Genomic DNA, 21,738 nt, shown 5'->3' with positions numbered 1-21,738 from the left:
TTTTGAATAATAATAAGACAAGAGGAATCAGTGGACTTTCGATTCTGCTCTGTGTTCTAGTGCTGGCAGGTGTGTACTGGTTTATGAGCCAGTCGGGTGTGCAGCAGACAGCATACACGTATCAGGATTTTCAGAAAGATCTGAAAAAAGAGAAGGTAGAAAGTGTAGAGATCAAGCAGAACAAAGTCGCACCGACCGGGACACTGAAGATCCGGCTGAAGAATGATGACATCGAACAGCTTCATGTATCCGATGTGAACAGTGCAGAGGATCTGCTTGAATCTTATGACATTTCCTACAGTGTGGACAATGTCCCGCAGGACAGCTGGATGTCAACAACACTGGTTCCGATCATATTGATGGCAGGCATCATGGTATTTGTTGTGATGATGATGAATCGTCAGGGCGGATCAAATGCAAAAGCGATGAATTTCGGAAAGAGCAGAGCGAAGATGAGCACGCAGGAAGAAAACCATGTGACGTTTGCACAGGTTGCCGGACTGCAGGAAGAAAAGGAAGAGCTTGCAGAGATCGTGGATTTCCTCAAGAGCCCTGGAAAATATACGCAGGTAGGAGCCAGAATCCCGAAAGGTGTCCTTCTTGAAGGACCTCCGGGAACAGGTAAGACACTTCTTGCAAGAGCAATTGCGGGAGAAGCAGGTGTCCCGTTCTTTACCATTTCAGGTTCTGATTTTGTGGAGATGTTTGTCGGTGTCGGAGCATCCCGTGTAAGAGATCTTTTCGAGGATGCCAAGAAAAATGCACCTTGTATTATTTTTATCGATGAGATCGATGCCGTGGCAAGACGTCGTGGAACCGGTATGGGCGGCGGACATGATGAGAGAGAGCAGACGCTGAACCAGCTCCTCGTAGAGATGGATGGTTTTGGCGCGAACGAAGGAATCATCGTGCTTGCAGCAACCAACCGTGTCGATATTCTTGATCCGGCGATCTTAAGACCGGGACGTTTTGACCGTAAAGTCATGGTCGGCAGACCGGATGTGAAGGGACGTCTGGAAATCCTTCAGGTTCATGCCAAGGGCAAACCGCTCGGAGATGATGTGGATCTGGAACAGGTTGCGAGAACAACGGCAGGATTTACCGGAGCTGATCTGGAAAATCTTCTGAATGAGGCTGCGATCCTTGCAGCAAAGGATGGAAGAGTGTATCTGCAGCAGGATGATATCCGCAGAGCATTTGTAAAAGTCGGAATCGGTGCAGAGAAGAAGAGCCGTGTGATCTCGGATAAAGAGAAGAAGATCACTGCATTCCATGAAGCAGGACATGCCATCTTATTCCATGTACTTCCGGATGTAGGGCCGGTGTACAGCGTGTCGATCATTCCTACCGGTGTCGGGGCAGCCGGATATACGATGCCGCTTCCTGAAAAGGATGAGATGTTCAATACTAAAGGAAAGATGTTGCAGGATATTACCGTATCACTCGGTGGACGTGTGGCAGAAGAGCTGATCTTTGATGATATTACAACCGGGGCATCCCAGGATATCAAGCAGGCAACAGCATACGCCAAATCCATGGTAACGAAGTTCGGTATGTCGGAAGCACTTGGTCTTGTAAGCTATGGGGATGATAATGATGAAGTATTTATCGGAAGAGATTTTGGTCATACATCCAGAGGTTATGGTGAACAGGTTGCCACAACGATCGACAGTGAAGTGAAGCGGATCATTGATGAATGTTATGACCGTGCAAAGACTATTATTAAAGAGCACGAAGATGTTCTTTATAAATGCGCAGATCTGCTTCTTGAAAAAGAGAAGATTACAAGAGAAGAATTTGAAGCATTATTTGAAGAATAGAGGCTAGATTATGAAAAAAGAAGCATTGTTTTGTGATGGAACAGAGGCGTATGTGAGTCCGCCGGAACCGGAGGCAGGAGATGAACTTCAGTTGTGGTTCCGTACAGCAGCTCACGATGTAGATGAAGTCTATCTGGAAAACCGCGAACTATGCATTCCAATGAACAAAGTAATCTCAAATAAGGCGTTTGACTTTTATGAAGTGAAATACAAATTAGAAGATAAACCATTCCGGTATCATTTTAAGATCAGATCAGGAAATGAGATCTGCTACTATAATAAGTGGGGAGCAGAGAGCAAACTTGTGGATTATTATGATTTTAAAATCGTGCCGGGCTTTACGGCACCGGATTGGGCAAAAGGAGCGGTCATGTATCAGATTTATACAGACCGCTTCTGTAACGGCGACCCGGATAATGATGTACAGACGGGAGAGTACTTTTATATTGGAGAGCAGGTTCATCATGTAGATGACTGGTACCGGGATCCGCAGCCGATGGATGTACGGGAATTTTACGGAGGAGATATCCAGGGGATCATTGATAAACTGGATTACCTGCATGGACTTGGAGTAGAAGTTGTCTATTGTAATCCACTATTTGTATCACCATCTAATCATAAATATGACACACAGGATTACGATTATATTGATCCGCATGTCGGTAAAATTAAAGTCGATGAAGGAAGGCTCCTGGCTCCGGGAGAAAATAACAATATCCATGCGGACCGTTACCGGACAAGAACCACCAGAAAAGAGAATCTGGAAGCAAGTAACCGGCTGTTCATCAAGCTGGTAGAAGAACTCCATAAGAGGGGAATGCGAATCATTATTGACGGCGTATTCAACCATTGTGGTTCTTTCAATAAATGGTTGGACAGAGAGCTGATCTACGAGAGCGCCGATGGTTACGAAGTAGGTGCTTTTGTGTCACCAAAGAGTCCGTACCGGAATTATTTCCTATTCCACCGCACCGGGGAGAATGAATGGCCGGGCAATGGAAGCTATGACGGCTGGTGGGGACACGATACGCTGCCAAAGCTGAATTATGAAGATTCAAAAGAGCTGGAAGAGTATGTTCTTGGTATCGCAAAGAAATGGGTTTCACCGCCGTATAATGTAGACGGATGGAGACTGGATGTTGCAGCAGACCTTGGAAGAAGCAATGAGTATAATCATGAATTCTGGAAGAAATTCCGTAAGGCAGTAAAAGAAGCAAATCCACATGCACTGATCCTTGCCGAGCACTATGGAGATCCAAGTGACTGGCTGCAGGGCGATGAATGGGACAGCGTTATGAATTACGATGCATTTATGGAGCCGGTCACCTGGTTCCTGACCGGGATGGAGAAGCACAGTGATGAATATCGCGGTGATCTTCTCGGAAATGCAGACAATTTTGTGAATGCGATGAAGCATCATATGGCAAATATGATGACACCGTCACTTCAGACGGCGATGAATCAGTTGTCAAACCATGACCATTCCCGTTTCCTGACGCGTACCAACCACAAGGTTGGCCGTGTGGGACAGCTTGGATCGCGTGCGGCAGAAGAAGGGGTAAGCCTTGCAGTTATGCGGGAAGCGATCATCATGCAGATGACCTGGCCGGGAGCACCGACCCTTTATTATGGAGATGAAGCAGGGCTTTGTGGTTTCACGGATCCGGATAACCGGAGAACTTATCCGTGGGGAAGAGAAAAACGGGATCTGATCAATTTCTACCGTGAGATGATCCAGATCCACAGAAAGTCTCTGGCTCTCAGAAAGGGTTCGATCAAGATGCTGAAAGCGGAGCCGGATCTTCTGGCTTACGGAAGATTCTGGGGGAATGAGCAGATCGTGGTTATTATCAATAATTCAGATCATCTGAAGGAAGTAAGAGTTCCGGTATGGCAGGCAGAAGTTGCCGAAGGGCATAATATGGCGCGAGTGATGTATTCTTATGAAGATGGATATATTGGTGAGTTTGAAGAGTATATTGTGAAAGATGGAAATATATCACTGATGATGGGTAAGAAATCAGCAATCGTGTTGAAGAATAAGAAGTGGTAGAATGATGAAGGCAGTTTAAGACATCCGCCGGGCGAGACCTCGGAAAGTCTGGCGACTTTCCTCAGTCGCGTAGCCGCTCACTAAGAAAAAAAGATATAGCCACTGAAATGGAAGAGTTTCAGTGGCTGTTGAATAATGAAGGTAGTTCAAGACATCCGCCGGGCGAGACCTCGGAAAGTCTGACGACTTTCCTCAGTCGCGTAGCCGCTCACTAAGAAAAAAAGATATAGCCACTGAAATGCGAGCATTCCAGTGGCTATATCTTTTTTTCTTACTTCGCCCGGCTATAAACGAAAGTTAAAGTCTGCATAAGCTGAGCAGCCGTGTTCGTGGATATCGAGGCCGTCGAGTTCTTCTTCTTTGGTGACGCGGAGACCTACGGTTTTATCGATGATGGTGAATACGATGATTGCCATTACGAGGACGTAGGCTACGGTTGAAAGGACACCGATTACCTGGGTTTTGAAGGTGTATTCCGGGGAGAAGACTCCGACGAGGATACTTCCTGTGAAACCGCATACGCCGTGGACACTGATCGCACCTACCGGGTCATCGATCTTGGCTACTTTGTCGAAGAATTCTACGGAGAATACGACGAGAACGCCGGCGATGAGTCCGATGATGATTGCGGAGTAGTTGCTGACGGTGTCGCATCCGGCGGTGATTGCTACAAGTCCAGCGAGGGAACCGTTGAATGTCATGGACACATCTGGTTTTCCGTAGCGGATCCAGGTTACAACGAGTGTTGCAAGTGTTGCGGCAGCAGCGGCAAGGTTGGTTGTCATTGCGATATCACCAAGGTTTGTGGAAGCTGCTGTGGTAGAGCCGCAGTTGAAACCGAACCAGCAGAACCAGAGGATAAATACACCGAGTGCGGCAATAGAAAGGTTGTGTCCCGGAATTGCACGGACATTTCCTTCTTTATCATATTTTCCGATACGAGGTCCAAGGATTTTGGCACCTACAAGTGCGCAGATACCACCAACCATGTGGACTGCTGTGGAACCGGCAAAATCGTGGAATCCCATCTGGGAGAGCCAGCCACCGCCCCAGATCCAGTGACCTGTTACCGGGTAGATGAAAATACTGATCGCTGCACTATATAATAAGTAAGCAAGGAACTTTGTACGTTCTGCCATGGAACCGGATACGATGGTAGCGGCTGTAGCACAGAATACAGTATGGAAAATGAGGAAGACTCCGATCGGAAGTCCGTTAAAGAGTCCGTCGGCATCGGCAAGTGTTGTCGGATTAAAAAATCCTTTGACACCGATGATTCCGTTCCAGTCTGTTCCGTGCATGATGGCAAATCCGAAGATAAAGAAGAACAAACTTCCAAGTACGAAGTCCATCATATTTTTCATAAGAATGTTTCCAGTATTTTTGGCGCGTGTGAAACCGGCTTCACACATTGCGAAACCAGCCTGCATAAAGTAAACAAGCGTTGCGCCGACAATTGTCCAGACGACATTTAACAGTAGTTCAGTGGCGGCGGTTGCATCCATTCCGCCTGCAATTAAATCAGATAATCCCATATTTAACATCCTCCATTTCAAATAAAAAGGATAGCTGCAATGAATGATCTACAGGCAGTTCATTTGCAGTTATCCTCTTTGATAACAATATTCAACACTATTTTGATTCACATATATTTTTTGGCTAAAGAGCAGCAGATCCACGTTCGCCTGTACGGATTCTTACTGCATCCTGTACTTCATAAACGAAAATCTTACCATCGCCGTAAGCGCCGGTTTTGATCTCTTCGACAATCTTCTGGATCAGAGGTTCTGCAACCTCCGGATCAACAACAGTTTCTACTTTAATCTTAGGAAGAAGATTTACGCTGTACTCAGCACCGCGGTAAATTTTCTTGTGTCCTTTCTGATTACCATATCCCATAATGTTACTGATCATAACACCGCTGGCATTGGAAGCGTCCAGGATTGCCTTCAGGGCTTCCAGTTTTTCCGGCTGGATAACGATTTCTAGTTTTTTCATAACTGATTCCCTCCTTCTCATTCTAAAAGAAAGAACAAAAAAGGCGCTCCCTTCATAAGTGGGAACGCCTTCGTTCTTGATACGCTTTATTATAGCGACTGATTTTGATTTGTCAAATTATTTTTTGAAAAAATACAAAAAAAATGGCGCATTTATTAGGTGTTGACGGATAAAATGTCATTTGCTAGAATAAAAGATAAGTGAAAAAGATTCCTTTATCAAGAAAGATTTAAGTTAACAAAGCAATAAGTCTGTATTTAGAAAGAAGATATATTTATACGGGGAGAAAAGGAGGAAAAATACATGATTAGTCTCACATTCGGGGAGCAGGTAAAAATTGTTTTAAGCAGAAAAGATATGACGATTAAAGAGCTTGCGGAAGAAATCGAAGCAAGAACCGGGAAAAAGATGTCCCGTCAGAATCTGACACAGCGGCTTGGCAGAGATAATTTTCAGGAGCAGGATATGCGTATGATCGCAGACATTCTTGGATGCCCGTTCCAGCTCAGTATTCTGGGAAATGCGGATTCAGAGAAAGCAGATTCTGATGAAGATGAGATGGCGACCGGAAGAGAGCTTGAGAAGCTTGCAGCGAAAAAGGAAAGAAAAGCTGCGAAAGAAGAGGCAAAGAAGAGTGTAGAACGTGATATTACGGTTGGCGAGTTTGTAGATATGCTCGAGGAGACCGGTGCGGAACCAGAGGAAGAAGCGGTACAGATGGAACTGGAACTGGATGCGGCAGAGCCGGTTGCAGAAGAAGCAGAGACTCAGGAAGTATATGAAGAATCTGAAGAGGCAGAAGATGCTGCAGATTCAGAAGATACTGTGGCGACAGAAGCTTTGGAAGAGGAGGTTCCGACAGAAGAAGCAGAGCCATACACAGAACCGGAAGAAGTTCTTGAAGCAGCTGAAGAAGTAATTCCAGAAGAGGTTTCCGAACCAGTTTATACGGAAGAAACTGCAGATATAGCGGAAGTGCAGGCAGACGATACTGTATATGAGGAACAGCCAGCTTGTACAGAACAGCCAGTGGATGCGGAAGCAGCATATCAGGAGCAGCCGGCTGATGAAGAGAACCAGGCAGAAGCTGACCAGACAGAAGAACCGGCAGCGGAAGAGGTTCACGAGGAGAAGCATTCTCCGTTTTCAAAGCTCACAAAGCTGATCACTCCGAAAAAGGAAAAGAAATCTTCCGGATGGCCGCAGGATTTCCAGCCGATCAAGCGTCGGGAGGATATTGATGAAGATCTGGTAAATGGAGATGTGAACCCATATACCGGACATGAGTATCGGACAAACAGTGTGCGTATGCATCCACACAGAATCGGTTATGTACAGGTATATGACCGGAAAGATCACAAGTGGACAGATATGACAGAGTGGGCGTTCCTTGGGGTAGAAGAGCGAAAGAAAGCTACGATGGGAAAAGACTACGAGCCACCGATTTATCTGGATTAATCACCGAGTTATTTGTCAGAGCGGAAGATTCCGCTCTGATTTTTTAAAAATGGTAATTTTTACCGGAAAGTCAGAATAGTTTAGAACAGGCAGTTAGAAGGAAGGTGCAGGTGCTAGATTATGAAAAGATTTATCCGGTACTTATATGAATATCAGAATGGAAAAAGGACAAGAAATACAGGATTTGTGAAGGTTCTTGAACAGACAGATACAGCGGAAATCCAGATTTATGGGAGAGGATTTCCGGTGGCAGGAGGACGTACACTGGAAATATATCTCTTTTATGAAGAGGATGGCAAGTGTATTGGAATCCGGATGGGAGAGATCAGAGGCGCACAGGCGGCATTTGGCTACAAGCTGATTTATACGACAGACGATGTGGGAGGAGATGGACAGTTTGGCAAGATTGGTGGAATGATCCTTCGGACTGGAAACGGAGCGGATGCAGGATATTACGGAGCAGTCTGGGATGAGGCGAGACCGGTAGATGTTAGCAGGATGATTACGGAAGATAAAAACACAGATGCAGTTAGGAAATCGAAAAGCAATCCAAATGTGCCGGAAGAAAGAAACTCTCAGAACGCAAATTCAGATTTACCACCAAAAACCACAAAGGATATCATCTATAAGATCACCCGACAGGAGATTGCCGGACTTCCGCGAAAGGAATGGAAGCTTGCGAATAATCATTTTCTTCTCCATGGATATTATAATTACCATCATCTGGTATCATTTGAAAAAGAAGGGAAATGCTGGATTGGGGTTCCGGGACTTTATTTTCCGGGTGAGCAGCGGGCGGCAGGAGCATTCGGATTCAATCAGTTCATGAAGCCGTCTGATGGTGAACTGGATCTGGAAGAATATGAAATTGAAGATGAAGAACATTTCGGTTACTGGTGCAGACCGGTAGGGGCAGTGATTCGAAAAGAAATAAAGGAGAAGGAAGATGCGGCAGATATTGACCGAAGACGAAAAATACATGAAGGAAGCGATCCGTCAGGCGAAAAAAGCATGGAAGATTGAGGAAGTGCCGATTGGTTGTGTGATCGTATATCAGGGAAAAATTATCGGACGAGGATACAACAGGCGGACAACAGATAAGAATCCCCTTGCACATGCAGAAATTACTGCGATCAAAAAGGCAAGTAAGGTAATGGGCGACTGGCGTCTGGAAGAATGCACCTTGTATGTGACGCTGGAACCATGTCAGATGTGCTCCGGAGCCATTGTACAGGCAAGGATTCCACGAGTGGTTGTTGGATGTATGAATCCGAAAGCGGGATGTGCCGGTTCTATCCTGAATCTTCTACAGGTGGAAGCGTTTAATCATCAGGCAGAGCTTACGACAGGAGTTCTGGAAGAAGAATGCTCACAGATGATGAAGAGCTTTTTCAAGGAACTGCGCAAGAAGCAGAAGATGAAAAAGAAAGAACAGGAATCAACAAATATGCCGGAAGAAAACCATTAATCGAAGAACCTGTCAAAGGCAGGCTCTCTTGCGTGAAAAAAAGCTACGGAAGCAAAATCCGTAGCTTTTGTAATTTCCTTTTTTCTGTGCGCTGTGCGTCGAACTAAAGCCTACCAAACGTTACTCTGGCTGTAAACTCAACCCAGGCTACCTTACGGCACCCGAGAGGTTCTGCTTAGTGCTGCTTCGTTCCCGACCTGACACGGTTCACAGAGTCTCGCCGCGTAAGACCCAAATCTCAACGCCACAAACCAGAGGCAGCTTTGACAAGTAAAGCCCTCGGCACAGCATCACCCCCACTATAGCGGATTGTAGGTACAGGGTACCGCTAGCACCCCGGCTGCACAGAACATTATTTTACCGTGTTTTTGTGAAAATGTCAATGTATCTGAGGAGATTTTATTTTATCATTTTAGTTTACGCCAATCTGAAAATGGAGTATGATACTAAAGATAAAACTTTTTGGAAACGGAAAGGAAACGATATGAAAGTACTTTTAGGTGCAGTCAATGCGAAATATATACATTCCAATCTGGCAGTCTATTGTCTGAAAGCATATGCAGAAAAGTATGGTGATACGTCAGATGAGATCAGTATTGGGGAATATACGATCAATCAGCAGCTCGATGAGATTCTGCGGGATATTTACAAAAGGAAGCCAGACATGCTCTGTCTGTCCTGCTATATCTGGAATCTTACTTATATTGAAGAAATCTGCAGGGAGATCAAGAAGGTGATGCCGCAGATCATCATCTGGATAGGCGGACCGGAGGTGTCTTATGATGGAGTAAAGGTGCTGGAGCGTCTGCCAGAAGTGGATGGCGTCATGAAAGGAGAAGGGGAGCAGACTTTCTGCGATCTTTTACACTTTTACCAGAACAAGACAGCGGACGGACTTCAGAATATGAAAGGAATCGTTTACCGGGAACAGACCGGGCAGATTGTGGAAAATGAATGGCGCAAGACCATGGATCTGAGTAAGGTTCCGTTTGTATATGAGAATATGGAGCTTTTTGAACATAAGATTATTTATTATGAGACAAGCCGCGGATGTCCGTTTTCGTGCAGTTATTGTCTTTCTTCTATAGATAAGTGTCTGCGGTTCCGTGATCTGGAACTGGTAAAAAAAGAACTGCAGTTTTTTATCGATCATAAAGTACCTCAGGTTAAATTTGTAGACCGTACATTTAACTGCAAACATGGTCACGCCATGACAGTCTGGCGTTATATCAAAGAGCATGATAACGGCATTACCAATTTCCATTTTGAGGTTGCGGCAGACCTTTTGAATGAAGAAGAAATGGAATTGATAAAAACCATGCGGCCAGGGCTGATCCAGCTGGAAATCGGTGTGCAGTCTACCAACCTGGATACGATACGTGAGATTCACCGGACAATGAAATTTGAACAGGTTGCAGAAGTGGTAAGGAGAATCAATTCTTATGGTAATGTACATCAGCACCTGGATCTGATCGCAGGACTGCCGTATGAAGATTATGAAAGCTTTGGAAAATCCTTTGATGATGTTTATGCACTGGAACCGGAGCAGCTGCAGCTTGGTTTTCTGAAAGTGCTGAAGGGTTCTTATATGGAAGAGAAGAAAGACGACTACGGACTGGTTTATAAAGGAATGCCACCGTATGAAGTTTTGTATACAAAGTGGCTTCCATATGAGGATACCCTGCGCCTGAAAGGGATCGAGGAAATGGTGGAGACTTACTATAACAGCAGGCAGTTCTGTTACACGCTTCCTTATCTGATCCGACAATTTAAAAGACCATTTACGCTTTTTGAAAAGCTGGCAGAGTATTATGAAGAAAATGGGCTGGATACCTTAAGTCATGCACGCACGGCAAGATATGAGATCCTGTATGATTTTGCAAGGTTTTATGATGCAGAAAGATGTGAGGCGTATAAGCAGCTTCTGACACTGGACTTTTATCTGAGAGAGAATGCAAAGAGCCGTCCGTTATTTGCAGGCGATGAGCGGATTTCCAAAGAAGAGTTCCGTCTGTTCTATGACCGTGAGGATGAAGAGAGGCGTTATTTGGAAAATTATGAAAATATGGAGAAGCGGCAGCTTAGAAAAATGACGCATATCGAGAGGTTTTCTTATGATGTTCTGGGGGATATGAAAGAGGAAGAATGTGTGCTTCTGTTTGACTACCAGAACCGGAACCCGCTGGATCATCAGGCAAAGGTGTTTCGTGTTACAGAGGAAATCCGGGAATTATGTAAACAGGAGGGATCCCGGTAGAGGAACAGTGATTCGGCAGCAAAGGCAACTGACAGTACCAAGGGATATCTTGAAAAAAGAAATGAAAAAGTATAGAATGAAAACAAATGTGTGATTTGAGGTGAAAAAAGTGTTTAATCCAAAACAGACACGTAAGATAGCGGCAGTGATTATTCTTGTTGTGATTGTTGCAATGGTAGCAACATCAATTATTCCATATATCATATAACATCAGGAGGATTTTTTGATGGCGGCACAAAAGAAAAAGAGACAGTTAAGTAAAAAGGCACAAAAGCGTATCCGGCAGAGAAATCTGCATGTAGGGATTACGGTTATTGCAGCCATCGTAATTATTTTCTCCGTGATTCAGTTCACATTATGGCGGTATGTGAGCAAGGTGGATGAGGAGCATATCTGCAAAAATGTTTTTATTGGGAAGACAGATGTATCCGGGATGACCAAGGAAGAGGCAGTGAAAGCGGTAAACAATACACTTGGAGATTATCGGAATAAGCAGCTTGTACTGAAGGTAAAAGATCAGGGCGCAGATGTGTCAATCGAGGAAATGGGAGCGGAAGTAGAAAATATTGATAAGCTTGCAGAAAAGGCGGTCGGATACGGAAAAAATGGAAGCATCTGGAACCGCTATCGGAAGATACATAATTTGAATAAGAAGAAATATGTTATAGATGAAAGCTTTAAAGTTGATGAAGCAAAACTCAGAGAGCTGATCCAGGAACGTGCGGTTCCGCTGGAACAGAAAGCGGTCAATGCATCGGCATCCTATAATGGAAGCGGATTTAATCTGACAGATGAAGCAGAAGGTTATACGGTTGATGTAGATAAATCTGTGAAGAAGATTAAGAACTTCATGAATAAAAAATGGAATTACGAGGACGCAGAAGTCGAGTTAAAGCTGGATACGGAAAAGCCGACGATTAAAAAGACAGATCTGGAGTCTCTGCAGGATGAGCTTGGCTCTTATACAACAAACGCCGGATGGGGAGATCGTGTGCAGAACCTGAGACGTGCAGCAGAACTGATCAACGGAACTGTTGTTATGCCGGGAGAAGAATTTTCGGTGGAACAGGCCACACTTCCTTACACAGAAGAGAATGGCTATGTGGCAGGAAGTGCCTATGAGAACGGACAGATTGTAGAAAGTATCGGAGGCGGACTGTGTCAGGTATCGACGACGCTTTATAATGCGGTTCTTTATGCGGAACTGGAGGTCACCCAGCGCGCACCGCATTCCATGAGTGTCAGCTATGTAGAACCATCAAGGGATGCAATGATAGCGGAAGGAATCAGTGATTTTAAATTTGTTAATAATTATGATACACCAATTCTGATTGAAGGTTATATTGACGGTAACAACCAGCTTGGCTTTTATATTTACGGAAAAGATACCAGAGATGCGGGACATTCTGTAGAATTTGAGAGTGAGACACTGGAAACGACAAAGTATACGACAAAATATGTAGAAGATACGGAAAGCGCAGTCGGCTCACAGGAAACAGAAGGAACCGGAATGGACGGAAGTACAGCAAGACTCTGGAAAGTTACTTATGAAAACGGAGAAGAAGTCAGTCGGGAAGTAATCAATAACAGTACTTATCAGACTTCAGATGTTACTGTGAAAGTCGGTACAAAATCAGATAATGCAGAGGCAACGAAACTGGTGAAAGAAGCAATTGCAACACAGGATCAGGAGAAGATCGATGCGGCGATCAGCAAGGCATCTACTCTGAAGTAATAAAAAGCAGGAATCTGCCACAAAAAATGGCAGGAGAGAAAGAGGATAAAGATATGAAAGCAGGAAGAGTGTCACAGACTGTCTATCGGCGTTCAGTTTTAAAACAGATACAGGATAATATAGAAGATACAGCTCTTTTAAAACCATCACAGGAAGAAACCTGTTATGTGGCAGATGAAAATGAAGAGCGGCTTACGATCGCAACAGATGTTTCGTTAGCCGGAAATGAAAAAGATCTTGGTGTATTTGCCATAGCGCAGGTGGTGAATCAGCTGGCTTCAAGAGGGGCGAGGGCATATGGAATCAGTGTACGGATCATGCTTCCGACGTTTGCCTATGAGTCCAGATTAAAAGCGATGATGATGGAGATTTCGGAGATATGTAAAGAAAAAAGTCTCAGGATTTTCTTTGCGGATGCGCAAAGTGTAAATGGGATCCAGACGAGTATTGTTCATGTAACAGCACACGGTGAGGCAAAAAAAGAACAGCTGCTTGCGAGCAGATCGGCAAAAGCAGGAGAAGAGATAGTCCTGGTTAAATGGGTTGGTATGGAAGGAACCTTACGGATCATGCGGGAAGAAGGGGCGGCTCTGGCAGAGCGGTTTGCGCCGGGATTCTTAAATAAGCTGGAAGATATGAGAGATGAAATTTTCAGTGACAGGGCAATGGAGATTGCCGGTCGGAACGGGGTGTCAGCGATGCATCCGATCGGAGAAGGAGGGATTCTTGCAGCACTTTGGGATATGGCAGAAGGTGCAGGAATTGGACTTTCAGTAGAGATGAAGAAAATGACGGTACGTCAGGAAACGATAGAAGTCTGTGAAGTATTTCATCTGAATCCTTATCAGCTTACCAGTACAGGAGCGGTTCTTATGGTGACACCGAAGGGTGAAGAACTAAAGGAAAGACTGAAAAGGGAAGGTATTCCGGCAGAGATCATCGGACACACGACAGAAGGAAACGAGCGGATCATCTGGGGTGGGGGAGAAAAAAGATTTCTCGACAGACCGGCACCGGACGAATTGGCACGAATTTACGAAATGAAGGAGAATGCAAATGCTTAATATTGTACTTTTTGAACCGGAAATCCCGGCAAATACCGGAAATATCGGAAGGACCTGTGTGGCGACGAATACCCGACTTCATCTGATCGAGCCACTTGGTTTCCGGTTAAATGAAAAGAACCTGAAACGGGCAGGGATGGATTACTGGGAACATCTGGATGTGACAACTTATATTGATTACCGGGATTTTATGGAAAAGAATCCGGGAGCGAAGATTTACATGGCAACTACAAAATCACCGAATCTTTATACGGATGTTAAATATGAACCGGACTGCTATATCATGTTCGGAAAAGAAAGTGCAGGGATTCCGGAAGAAATCCTCTGCCACCACAAGGAAGACAGCATCCGGATTCCGATGATCGGAGATATCCGTTCGCTGAATCTTGGAAATTCGGTTGCGATCGTGTTATATGAAGCACTCCGGCAGAATGGGTTTGCCGGAATGAATACAGAAGGACATCTCCACAGACTGGAATGGGATGAATAAAAAAGTGCTGCAAGGCTAAAAACGTTTTGCAGCACTTTTACTATTGTGAAAAAATGACTATATAAAATATTTTAAATAATCAACGCATTTATTGACATTTATTGGTAAAAGTGATGACAATATTTGGAAATTGTATAAGAAAAAATACAATCGCATGTAAAACGGTGGACATATTTCATAAAAAAGGATATAATAAATGGAAAGTGATATAGAGAATGGAGATAAGTATCATGAAATATAAACAAAGCGTATTTAAAACCTTTGCACTCATCAGTCAGTTAGGCATCAGTATACTGATTCCCATTTTGCTATGCACTTTTTTTGGTACATGGCTGGAAAAGAAGGTTTCTTTTCCAGTTTTTATCCCTTTGGTGATAATGGGTGTATTGGCAGGTCTGCGCAATGCATGGGTACTTGCCAGACATGCGAATGAAGATCCGGAAGACAAAAACAAAAATTGAGCAGGGAGGAATGAAACAACATGAGTAAGACAGACAATACCGTACTGAAGGATATGATCATCATTATGCTTCTGTATGGAATAATCGCACAGATTGTATGTCTGATTATCCCAGGGGATCATCTGAGAATGACAGCAGGGCTTTGGATCGGGGTGGCTGCAGGTGTTTTCATGGTAATCCATATGAAAAACTCGTTGGATGAGGCGGTACTTTATGGAGAACAGGAAGCACAGAGATACATGCAGAAATCTTACGCGATAAGATATCTGGTTGTAGTTGTAGTATTTATAGCCGTCAGCTGGCTTCGGATTGCGAATGTACTTACACTGTTTGCAGGAATTATGAGTTTAAAGCTTGCGGCATATTTGCAGCCAATTATGCATAAGCTTTTCGCTAAATTCAAAAAAACTAAGTAAAGGAGGTAGAGCGCGTGGGGAACAGCTTAGGAATGCTGGCAGCTAAGGAGCCGGATTTTCAAATTCACGGTCTCGTTAAATTCCAGTTATTTGGGCAGGAGTTATGGCTCACCACTACACATGTCAGCATATTGATCGTAGCGTTATTACTGCTGATTTTTGCGTTGGTTGTCCGAGCTAAGCTGAGCGATGCCGAAGGCAAACCCGGAACCCTGCAGAATATTGCCGAGCTTATTGTTGAGATGCTTGACAATATGGTAAAAGGAAGCATGGGGAAAAACGGACTGGCGTTCCGGAATTATATCGGGTCTTTGTTTTTGTTTTTGATTGTGGCAAACCTATCGGGACTTTTGGGGCTTAGGCCACCAACTGCAGATTATGGTGTAACACTTCCACTTGGACTTATCACATTTGTGCTGATTCAGTTCAATAACATCAAATACAACAAAATTGAGGCATTTACAGGCCTGTTCAAACCACTGCCGTTCTTGTTCCCAATCAATCTGATCGGGGAGATCGCAGCACCATTTTCCATCTCACTTCGTCTGTTTGGAAATGTGTTGTCCGGTACTGTAATCATGGGACTTATCTACGGTCTTCTGTATAAGATCGCATGGGCATGGCCGGGATTTTTACACATCTATTTCGATGTGTTCTCGGGAGCAATTCAGGCATATGTATTCTGTATGCTGACGATGGTATATATCAATGACAAGATGCCGTCAGCGGAGTAAAAAGCAAACTGGGATCTAAGTTCAGACAGTATCAGGTTTGCAGTGATTAAGGAGGAAAATTATTATGGGTAATATTTCAAATGAAGCTTTAGTTTTAGCGTGTTCAGCAATCGGCGCAGGACTTGCGATGATCGCAGGTATTGGTCCTGGTGTAGGACAGGGTATTGCAGCAGGTCATGGTGCATCTGCAGTAGGACGTAACCCGGGAGCAAGATCAGACATCACGTCTACAATGCTTTTAGGACAGGCAGTAGCAGAGACAACAGGTCTGTACAGTTTGGTTATTGCACTTATTCTCTTGTTCGCAAACCCGCTTCTTGGAAAGCTGTAAAAAGGGTTTTGCCTGTAAAATAAGAGAAAGGAGGCAACGCCTTGGAACGTTTGTTTAATCTGGATGCGCAGCTTCTTTTTGATGCCTGTGTCATGGCACTCAGTATGCTTGTCATGTTCACGTTTCTGTCATATCTGCTTTTCAAACCGGTAAGAAAACTTCTGGAAGACAGAAAGCAGAGAGTTGCTGATGAACAGGAGTCAGCAAAGAATGACCGGAAAGAGGCAGCCGTTTACAAAGAAGAATACGAACAGAAATTAAAAGAAATCGATAAAGAGGCGCAGGTTATTCTCAGTGAAGCACGGAAAAAAGCGATGAAGACCGAAAATGAAATTGTTGCAGAAGCAAAAGAAGAAGCAGCAAGGATCATCACACGTGCCAATAATGAGATCGAACTGGAACGGAAGCGTGCGCTTGATGATATGAAGCAGGAGATGATCTCCATTGCATCAGCAATGGCAGGTAAAGTAGTAGCAGCTTCGATCGATACCAGTGTACAGGATGAATTGATCGAAGAGACATTAAAAGAAATGGGAGAACAGACATGGCTAAGCTAGTATCAAAGGTATATGGTGACGCCCTGTTTGAAGCTGCCCGTGACTGCGGAAAAATGGATGAGATATTCGAGGAAGTACAGAGTATCGGAGTGATCCTCGAAGAAAATGCAGAGCTTCAGAAGATTCTCGGAAATCCGAGAGTTATGCGTGAAGACAAAGAGCAGATGATCGAGACGATTTTCCGCGGACGTGTTTCAAATGAGATTGTAGAGCTGATGAAGCTGATGATCGAAAAAGGGCGCTACAGCAAGATTGATTCTGTATTTGAATATTTTATCGGACTTGTAAAAGAAGAAAAGAAAATCGGGATTGCATATATCGCTACAGCAGTAGAACTGAGCGAGGCACAGAAAGAAGCAGTCATGCAGCGGCTTCTTCAGACGACAAAATATGAATCCTTTGAGATGAATTATCAGGTAGATGCTTCTCTGATCGGCGGAATGGTGATCCGTATCGGTGACAGAGTTGTGGATACAAGTATTAAGACAAAGCTGTATGAACTGTCAAAGAGCCTGAAGAAAATTCAGGTATAGCAGTTAGAATTAGTAGAAAGAAGGTGGATTCGCTCCATGAATTTAAGACCAGAAGAAATAAGTTCTGTAATAAAAGAACAGATTGAAAGATATTCCTCTGAGCTGAACGTATCGGATGTCGGAACGGTTATTCAGGTGGCAGATGGTATTGCGCGTGTCCACGGCCTTGAAAATGCAATGCAGGGTGAACTTTTGGAGTTCCCTTCAGAAGTATACGGAATGGTTCTGAACCTGGAAGAGGACAACGTAGGTGCTGTTCTTCTTGGAGATCATAAGAATATCAATGAAGGTGATACTGTAAAGACAACCGGACGAGTTGTAGAGGTTCCGGTAGGCGACTGTATGCTTGGCCGTGTAGTTAATGCACTTGGACAGCCAATCGATGGAAAAGGACCGATCCAGGCAACCAGGCATCGTCAGATCGAGCGTGTGGCACCGGGTGTTATTTCCCGTAAGTCAGTAGATACACCGCTTCAGACAGGTATTAAAGCGATCGACTCCATGGTTCCGATCGGCCGTGGACAGAGAGAGCTGATCATCGGTGACAGACAGACCGGTAAGACAGCGATCGCAATCGATACGATCATCAACCAGAAAGGGCAGGGCGTAAAGTGTATTTATGTAGCAATCGGTCAGAAAGCTTCGACCGTAGCTTCCCTTGTTAAGACTCTGGAGACCTTTGGGGCAATGGATTATACAACTGTAGTTGTGTCAACAGCCAGTGAGCTTGCACCACTGCAGTACATCGCACCGTATTCAGGATGTGCGATGGGAGAAGAATGGATGGAGAACGGAGATGACGTACTGATCGTTTATGATGATCTGTCCAAACATGCAACTGCATACCGTACCCTTTCCTTACTTCTGAAACGTCCACCTGGACGTGAGGCTTATCCGGGAGATGTATTCTATCTGCATTCAAGACTTCTTGAAAGAGCAGCCCGTCTTTCGGATGAACTTGGCGGAGGTTCACTTACTGCACTTCCGATTATCGAGACACAGGCAGGTGACGTATCAGCATACATTCCTACCAACGTTATTTCCATCACAGACGGACAGATTTATCTGGAAACAGAGATGTTCAACTCTGGTTTCAGACCGGCCGTTAATGCCGGACTTTCTGTATCCCGTGTAGGTGGATCGGCACAGATCAAGGCGATGAAGAAGATCGCTGGTACAATCCGTATCGATCTGGCACAGTATCGTGAGCTGGCATCCTTTGCACAGTTCGGATCGGAACTGGATGCAGAGACTTCCGAACGTCTGGCACAGGGAGTCCGGATCAAAGAGATCCTGAAACAGCCGCAGTACCAGCCGATGCCGGTAGAATACCAGATTATTATCATTTATGCAGCAGTTAAGAAGCTTCTTCTTGATATTGCGGTAGAAGATATTCTGACTTTTGAAAGCGGACTTTTTGATTATATTAAGACAAAATATCCGGAAATTCCGGAATCTATCAAGAATGACAAAGTGCTGAAAGAAGAAGTAGAAGAAGCTCTCAGAAAAGCAATCGGAGAATATAAAGAACAATTTCAGGCAAGGTAGGTGATACAAAGTGGCATCTATGAGAGATATCAAGCGTCGCCGTACCAGTGTACAGAGCACGCAGCAGATTACAAAAGCCATGAAACTTGTCTCTACCGTAAAGCTGCAGAAAGCAAGAACCCGGGCAGAAGAATCAAAGCCGTATTTTGACTGTATGTATGCAACAATGACCTCTCTGCTTGCAAAGGCAGGGAATATCAATCATCCATATCTGAAAGCAGATGATTCGAAGAAGAAAGCAGTCATTGTTGTAACATCTAATCGTGGACTGGCAGGTGGATATAACTCCAATGTAGTGAAGATGGTGACTGAAAATGAAGCCTTTACGAAGGAGAATATCCGGATCTATGCAGTTGGAGGAAAAGGACTGGAACTTCTGAAACACAAAGGATATGATATTGTCGCTGATTATTCAGAGATGATCGAAGAACCGTCCTATGATGATGCGAAGAGTATCACAAAAAGACTTCTGACAGATTTTGAAAATGGTGAGATTGGTGAGATCTATCTGATCTACACATTTTTCAAAAATACGGTAAGTCACATTCCGACGATGATCAAAGTCCTTCCGGCAGAGGTGCAGGAAGAAGCGGGAGAAGAGGATGCAAAGGCGCAGCTTACACCGATGAACTTTGAACCGGAAGCGGAAGAGGCAATCAGCCTTCTTGTTCCGAAATATATCAGCAGCATTCTGTATGGCGCATTTGTGGAAGCAGTTGCCAGTGAGAACGGTGCACGTATGCAGGCGATGGATTCGGCAACCAGCAATGCGGAAGAGATGATAGATGATTTGGAATTGAAATATAACAGAGCACGTCAGGGTGCGATCACACAGGAACTTACCGAGATCATTGCCGGAGCAGAGGCAATCGGATAAATACAGGTTTCTGTATGTAAGGAGGAGAAAATGGCAGATAAAAATATAGGGAAGATTACCCAGGTTATCGGTGCCGTTCTTGACCTTAAGTTTTCGGAAGGATACTTGCCGGAGATCAACGATGCAGTTGAGATCACACGCAAGGATGGAGGAAAACTTGTGGTAGAAGTTGCACAGCATCTGGGTGATGATATCGTAAGATGTATCGCCATGGGACCGACAGACGGACTGGTGCGAGGCATGGACGCCGTAGCAACCGGGGGACCGATTTCAGTTCCGGTTGGCGAAGCAACACTCGGACGTATCTTCAACGTACTGGGTGAGCCGATTGATGAAAAAGAGGCTCCGAAAGATGTTGAATACGCACCGATTCACAGAAAAGCTCCAAGCTTTGAAGAGCAGGCAACACAGACAGAGATGCTGGAGACAGGTATCAAGGTTGTTGACCTTCTGTGCCCGTATCAGAAAGGTGGAAAAATCGGTCTGTTCGGTGGAGCCGGTGTAGGAAAGACCGTTCTTATCCAGGAACTGATTACCAATATCGCAACGGAGCATGGTGGATATTCTGTATTCACCGGTGTAGGAGAACGTACCCGTGAAGGAAATGACCTTTACTATGAGATGACAGAATCTGGAGTTATCAAAAAGACAGCGATGGTATTCGGTCAGATGAATGAACCACCTGGAGCACGTATGAGAGTCGGACTTACAGGACTGACTCTTGCAGAATATTTCCGTGATAAAGGTGGAAAGGATGTACTTCTTTTCATTGATAACATTTTCCGTTTTACACAGGCAGGTTCCGAAGTATCAGCGCTTCTTGGACGTATGCCTTCAGCGGTAGGTTATCAGCCGACACTGCAGACAGAAATGGGTGCGCTGCAGGAGCGTATCACATCCACGAAGAACGGATCTATCACATCCGTGCAGGCAGTATATGTGCCAGCCGATGACCTTACTGACCCGGCTCCGGCAACAACATTTGCCCATCTGGATGCAACGACCGTACTTTCCCGTGCGATCACAGAGCTTGGTATTTACCCGGCTGTAGATCCGCTGGAATCTACTTCACGTATTCTGGATCCACACATTGTCGGAGAAGAACACTATAAAGTGGCCCGTGGAGTACAGGAGATTCTTCAGAAATACAAAGAACTGCAGGATATCATTGCAATTCTTGGTATGGATGAACTTTCCGAGGAAGATAAGCTGGTCGTATCCAGAGCAAGAAAGATCCAGAGATTCCTTTCCCAGCCATTCCATGTTGCGACACAGTTTACAGGTCTGGAAGGACGTTATGTTCCAATCAGCGAGACAATTCAGGGATTTAAAGAGATCCTCGAAGGAAAGCATGATGATATTCCGGAGGGATATTTCCTGAATGCAGGTAATATCGATGACGTGCTTGCCCGTGTGAAATAGGAGGGACGTCCTATGGCAGATAAATTTAAACTTAACATTATTTCGCCGGAAAAGAAGTTTCTGGAGGGTGACTGCGAATTCCTTGAATTTGTAAGTACTGAAGGAGAACTTGGTGTCTATGCAAAGCATATTCCGCTGACGACGATTCTTGAACCATGTGTGATGCGAATCCACAATGACGGGGAGATTAAGAAAGCGGCAATTCTCGGAGGATTTGTAGAAATCCTGCAGGAGAAGGTAACGGTGCTTGCGGAAGATGCACAGTGGCCGGATGAAATTGATGTGGCACGTGCCGAAGCGGCGAAGAAGCGCGCTGAGGACAGAATTGCTGCGAAGCAGGAAGGCACAGATATGCGCCGTGCAGAGGCAGCGCTGAAAAGAGCAGTTGCCCGAATTGGAGCAACTCAGTCATAAAGTATTAAAAACCGAGAATCCTTTGCTGGATTTTCGGTTTTTTTAATGAAGGAAAACTGGACAATAAGGGGGAATTTGCCTATAATAATTTTATTATATGAT

Annotated in this window: 21 protein-coding genes and 1 other RNA gene; 19 read left to right on the top strand and 3 right to left on the bottom strand. The window is 44.6% G+C overall.

Annotation, left to right across the window (positions count from 1 at the left end; translation table 11 throughout):
- Nucleotides 1–2 precede the first annotated feature (2 nt).
- A complete protein-coding gene (gene ftsH, locus G4407_RS04735; protein WP_173687957.1) occupies nt 3–1,820 on the top strand; it encodes an ATP-dependent zinc metalloprotease FtsH in 1,818 nt (605 codons plus the stop codon).
- Between the two features lie 10 nt (nt 1,821–1,830).
- Nucleotides 1,831–3,873 (top strand): glycoside hydrolase family 13 protein, encoded by a 2,043-nt coding sequence (locus tag G4407_RS04730; RefSeq protein ID WP_173687956.1) that lies wholly within the window; start codon nt 1,831–1,833, stop codon nt 3,871–3,873.
- 284 nt (nt 3,874–4,157) lie between these two features.
- On the opposite strand, the gene G4407_RS04725 is transcribed toward G4407_RS04730, so the two are convergent.
- The gene (locus G4407_RS04725) at nt 4,158–5,408 is read right to left on the bottom strand and encodes an ammonium transporter (protein ID WP_173687955.1); all 1,251 of its coding nucleotides are present in this window, start codon (nt 5,406–5,408) and stop codon (nt 4,158–4,160) included.
- 124 nt (nt 5,409–5,532) lie between these two features.
- A complete protein-coding gene (locus G4407_RS04720; RefSeq protein ID WP_173687954.1) occupies nt 5,533–5,871 on the bottom strand; it encodes a P-II family nitrogen regulator in 339 nt (112 codons plus the stop codon).
- A 303-nt stretch (nt 5,872–6,174) separates the two neighbouring features.
- Between G4407_RS04720 and G4407_RS04715 the strand changes: the two genes are divergently transcribed.
- From G4407_RS04715 to tadA, 3 genes are all read left to right on the top strand, one after another.
- Nucleotides 6,175–7,329 carry a hypothetical protein gene (locus G4407_RS04715; RefSeq protein ID WP_173687953.1) on the top strand — a complete coding sequence of 385 codons (1,155 nt, stop codon included), beginning with the start codon at nt 6,175–6,177 and terminating at the stop codon, nt 7,327–7,329.
- Nucleotides 7,330–7,449: 120 nt separating this feature from the next.
- Nucleotides 7,450–8,352, top strand: coding sequence for a hypothetical protein (locus tag G4407_RS04710; RefSeq protein WP_173687952.1), 903 nt, complete (start codon nt 7,450–7,452; stop codon nt 8,350–8,352).
- Nucleotides 8,276–8,797, top strand: coding sequence for a tRNA adenosine(34) deaminase TadA (tadA, locus tag G4407_RS04705; RefSeq protein WP_173687951.1), 522 nt, complete (start codon nt 8,276–8,278; stop codon nt 8,795–8,797). The genes G4407_RS04710 and tadA overlap by 77 nt, the downstream gene beginning before the upstream one ends.
- An 84-nt stretch (nt 8,798–8,881) precedes the next feature.
- Here the strand turns inward: tadA and ffs are convergent.
- An RNA gene (gene ffs / locus G4407_RS04700) (signal recognition particle sRNA large type) lies at nt 8,882–9,145 on the bottom strand.
- 136 nt (nt 9,146–9,281) lie between these two features.
- Here ffs and G4407_RS04695 point away from each other — a divergent pair.
- The 14 genes from G4407_RS04695 to atpC all read left to right on the top strand — a co-directional run bounded on the left by G4407_RS04695 (nt 9,282) and on the right by atpC (nt 21,636).
- Nucleotides 9,282–11,054 (top strand): B12-binding domain-containing radical SAM protein, encoded by a 1,773-nt coding sequence (locus tag G4407_RS04695; RefSeq protein WP_173687950.1) that lies wholly within the window; start codon nt 9,282–9,284, stop codon nt 11,052–11,054.
- Between the two features lie 226 nt (nt 11,055–11,280).
- Nucleotides 11,281–12,789: a VanW family protein gene (locus tag G4407_RS04690; RefSeq protein ID WP_173687949.1), complete on the top strand. Its 1,509-nt coding sequence runs from the start codon at nt 11,281–11,283 to the stop codon at nt 12,787–12,789.
- Between the two features lie 53 nt (nt 12,790–12,842).
- A complete protein-coding gene (locus G4407_RS04685; RefSeq protein ID WP_173687948.1) occupies nt 12,843–13,853 on the top strand; it encodes an AIR synthase-related protein in 1,011 nt (336 codons plus the stop codon).
- Nucleotides 13,846–14,343 carry a tRNA (cytidine(34)-2'-O)-methyltransferase gene (locus G4407_RS04680; RefSeq protein WP_117557510.1) on the top strand — a complete coding sequence of 166 codons (498 nt, stop codon included), beginning with the start codon at nt 13,846–13,848 and terminating at the stop codon, nt 14,341–14,343. The genes G4407_RS04685 and G4407_RS04680 overlap by 8 nt, the downstream gene beginning before the upstream one ends.
- A 230-nt stretch (nt 14,344–14,573) precedes the next feature.
- The gene (locus G4407_RS04675) at nt 14,574–14,804 is read left to right on the top strand and encodes an AtpZ/AtpI family protein (protein ID WP_173687947.1); all 231 of its coding nucleotides are present in this window, start codon (nt 14,574–14,576) and stop codon (nt 14,802–14,804) included.
- Between the two features lie 20 nt (nt 14,805–14,824).
- Nucleotides 14,825–15,220 (top strand): ATP synthase subunit I, encoded by a 396-nt coding sequence (locus G4407_RS04670; RefSeq protein ID WP_173687946.1) that lies wholly within the window; start codon nt 14,825–14,827, stop codon nt 15,218–15,220.
- Between the two features lie 14 nt (nt 15,221–15,234).
- Nucleotides 15,235–15,954, top strand: coding sequence for a F0F1 ATP synthase subunit A (gene atpB / locus G4407_RS04665; RefSeq protein WP_022220233.1), 720 nt, complete (start codon nt 15,235–15,237; stop codon nt 15,952–15,954).
- A gap of 64 nt (nt 15,955–16,018) precedes the next feature.
- Nucleotides 16,019–16,285 (top strand): ATP synthase F0 subunit C, encoded by a 267-nt coding sequence (atpE, locus tag G4407_RS04660; protein WP_117557506.1) that lies wholly within the window; start codon nt 16,019–16,021, stop codon nt 16,283–16,285.
- 41 nt (nt 16,286–16,326) lie between these two features.
- Nucleotides 16,327–16,842, top strand: a complete 516-nt coding sequence (gene atpF, locus G4407_RS04655; protein WP_173687945.1) for a F0F1 ATP synthase subunit B — start codon at nt 16,327–16,329, stop codon at nt 16,840–16,842.
- The gene (gene atpH, locus G4407_RS04650; protein ID WP_008370066.1) at nt 16,830–17,375 is read left to right on the top strand and encodes an ATP synthase F1 subunit delta; all 546 of its coding nucleotides are present in this window, start codon (nt 16,830–16,832) and stop codon (nt 17,373–17,375) included. The genes atpF and atpH overlap by 13 nt, the downstream gene beginning before the upstream one ends.
- Nucleotides 17,376–17,411: 36 nt before the next feature.
- Complete coding sequence (gene atpA, locus G4407_RS04645; RefSeq protein WP_173687944.1) at nt 17,412–18,923, top strand: F0F1 ATP synthase subunit alpha; 1,512 nt, start codon at nt 17,412–17,414, stop codon at nt 18,921–18,923.
- Between the two features lie 10 nt (nt 18,924–18,933).
- Nucleotides 18,934–19,800 (top strand): ATP synthase F1 subunit gamma, encoded by an 867-nt coding sequence (atpG, locus tag G4407_RS04640; protein WP_173687943.1) that lies wholly within the window; start codon nt 18,934–18,936, stop codon nt 19,798–19,800.
- A gap of 30 nt (nt 19,801–19,830) precedes the next feature.
- Complete coding sequence (atpD, locus tag G4407_RS04635; RefSeq protein ID WP_173687942.1) at nt 19,831–21,222, top strand: F0F1 ATP synthase subunit beta; 1,392 nt, start codon at nt 19,831–19,833, stop codon at nt 21,220–21,222.
- 12 nt (nt 21,223–21,234) lie between these two features.
- Nucleotides 21,235–21,636 (top strand): ATP synthase F1 subunit epsilon, encoded by a 402-nt coding sequence (atpC, locus tag G4407_RS04630; protein WP_173687941.1) that lies wholly within the window; start codon nt 21,235–21,237, stop codon nt 21,634–21,636.
- Nucleotides 21,637–21,738: the final 102 nt, after the last annotated feature.

The sequence above is a fragment of the Allocoprococcus comes genome, from assembly GCF_013300725.1.
Classification (GTDB): Bacteria; Bacillota; Clostridia; order Lachnospirales; family Lachnospiraceae; genus Allocoprococcus; species Allocoprococcus comes_A.
This window is presented reverse-complemented; position numbering and strand designations above follow the sequence as displayed.

Bases quoted from the DNA above. Each gene is read 5' to 3' on its own strand.
- G4407_RS04730 (WP_173687956.1), top strand. From the start codon at position 1,831: ATGAAAAAAGAAGCATTGTTTTGTGATGGAACAGAGGCGTATGTGAGT.
- G4407_RS04725 (WP_173687955.1), bottom strand. From the start codon at position 5,408: ATGGGATTATCTGATTTAATTGCAGGCGGAATGGATGCAACCGCCGCC.
- G4407_RS04720 (WP_173687954.1), bottom strand. From the start codon at position 5,871: ATGAAAAAACTAGAAATCGTTATCCAGCCGGAAAAACTGGAAGCCCTG.
- G4407_RS04715 (WP_173687953.1), top strand. From the start codon at position 6,175: ATGATTAGTCTCACATTCGGGGAGCAGGTAAAAATTGTTTTAAGCAGA.
- G4407_RS04710 (WP_173687952.1), top strand. From the start codon at position 7,450: ATGAAAAGATTTATCCGGTACTTATATGAATATCAGAATGGAAAAAGG.
- tadA (WP_173687951.1), top strand. From the start codon at position 8,276: ATGCGGCAGATATTGACCGAAGACGAAAAATACATGAAGGAAGCGATC.
- G4407_RS04695 (WP_173687950.1), top strand. From the start codon at position 9,282: ATGAAAGTACTTTTAGGTGCAGTCAATGCGAAATATATACATTCCAAT.
- G4407_RS04690 (WP_173687949.1), top strand. From the start codon at position 11,281: ATGGCGGCACAAAAGAAAAAGAGACAGTTAAGTAAAAAGGCACAAAAG.
- G4407_RS04685 (WP_173687948.1), top strand. From the start codon at position 12,843: ATGAAAGCAGGAAGAGTGTCACAGACTGTCTATCGGCGTTCAGTTTTA.
- G4407_RS04680 (WP_117557510.1), top strand. From the start codon at position 13,846: ATGCTTAATATTGTACTTTTTGAACCGGAAATCCCGGCAAATACCGGA.
- G4407_RS04675 (WP_173687947.1), top strand. From the start codon at position 14,574: ATGAAATATAAACAAAGCGTATTTAAAACCTTTGCACTCATCAGTCAG.
- G4407_RS04670 (WP_173687946.1), top strand. From the start codon at position 14,825: ATGAGTAAGACAGACAATACCGTACTGAAGGATATGATCATCATTATG.
- atpE (WP_117557506.1), top strand. From the start codon at position 16,019: ATGGGTAATATTTCAAATGAAGCTTTAGTTTTAGCGTGTTCAGCAATC.
- atpH (WP_008370066.1), top strand. From the start codon at position 16,830: ATGGCTAAGCTAGTATCAAAGGTATATGGTGACGCCCTGTTTGAAGCT.
- atpA (WP_173687944.1), top strand. From the start codon at position 17,412: ATGAATTTAAGACCAGAAGAAATAAGTTCTGTAATAAAAGAACAGATT.
- atpD (WP_173687942.1), top strand. From the start codon at position 19,831: ATGGCAGATAAAAATATAGGGAAGATTACCCAGGTTATCGGTGCCGTT.
- atpC (WP_173687941.1), top strand. From the start codon at position 21,235: ATGGCAGATAAATTTAAACTTAACATTATTTCGCCGGAAAAGAAGTTT.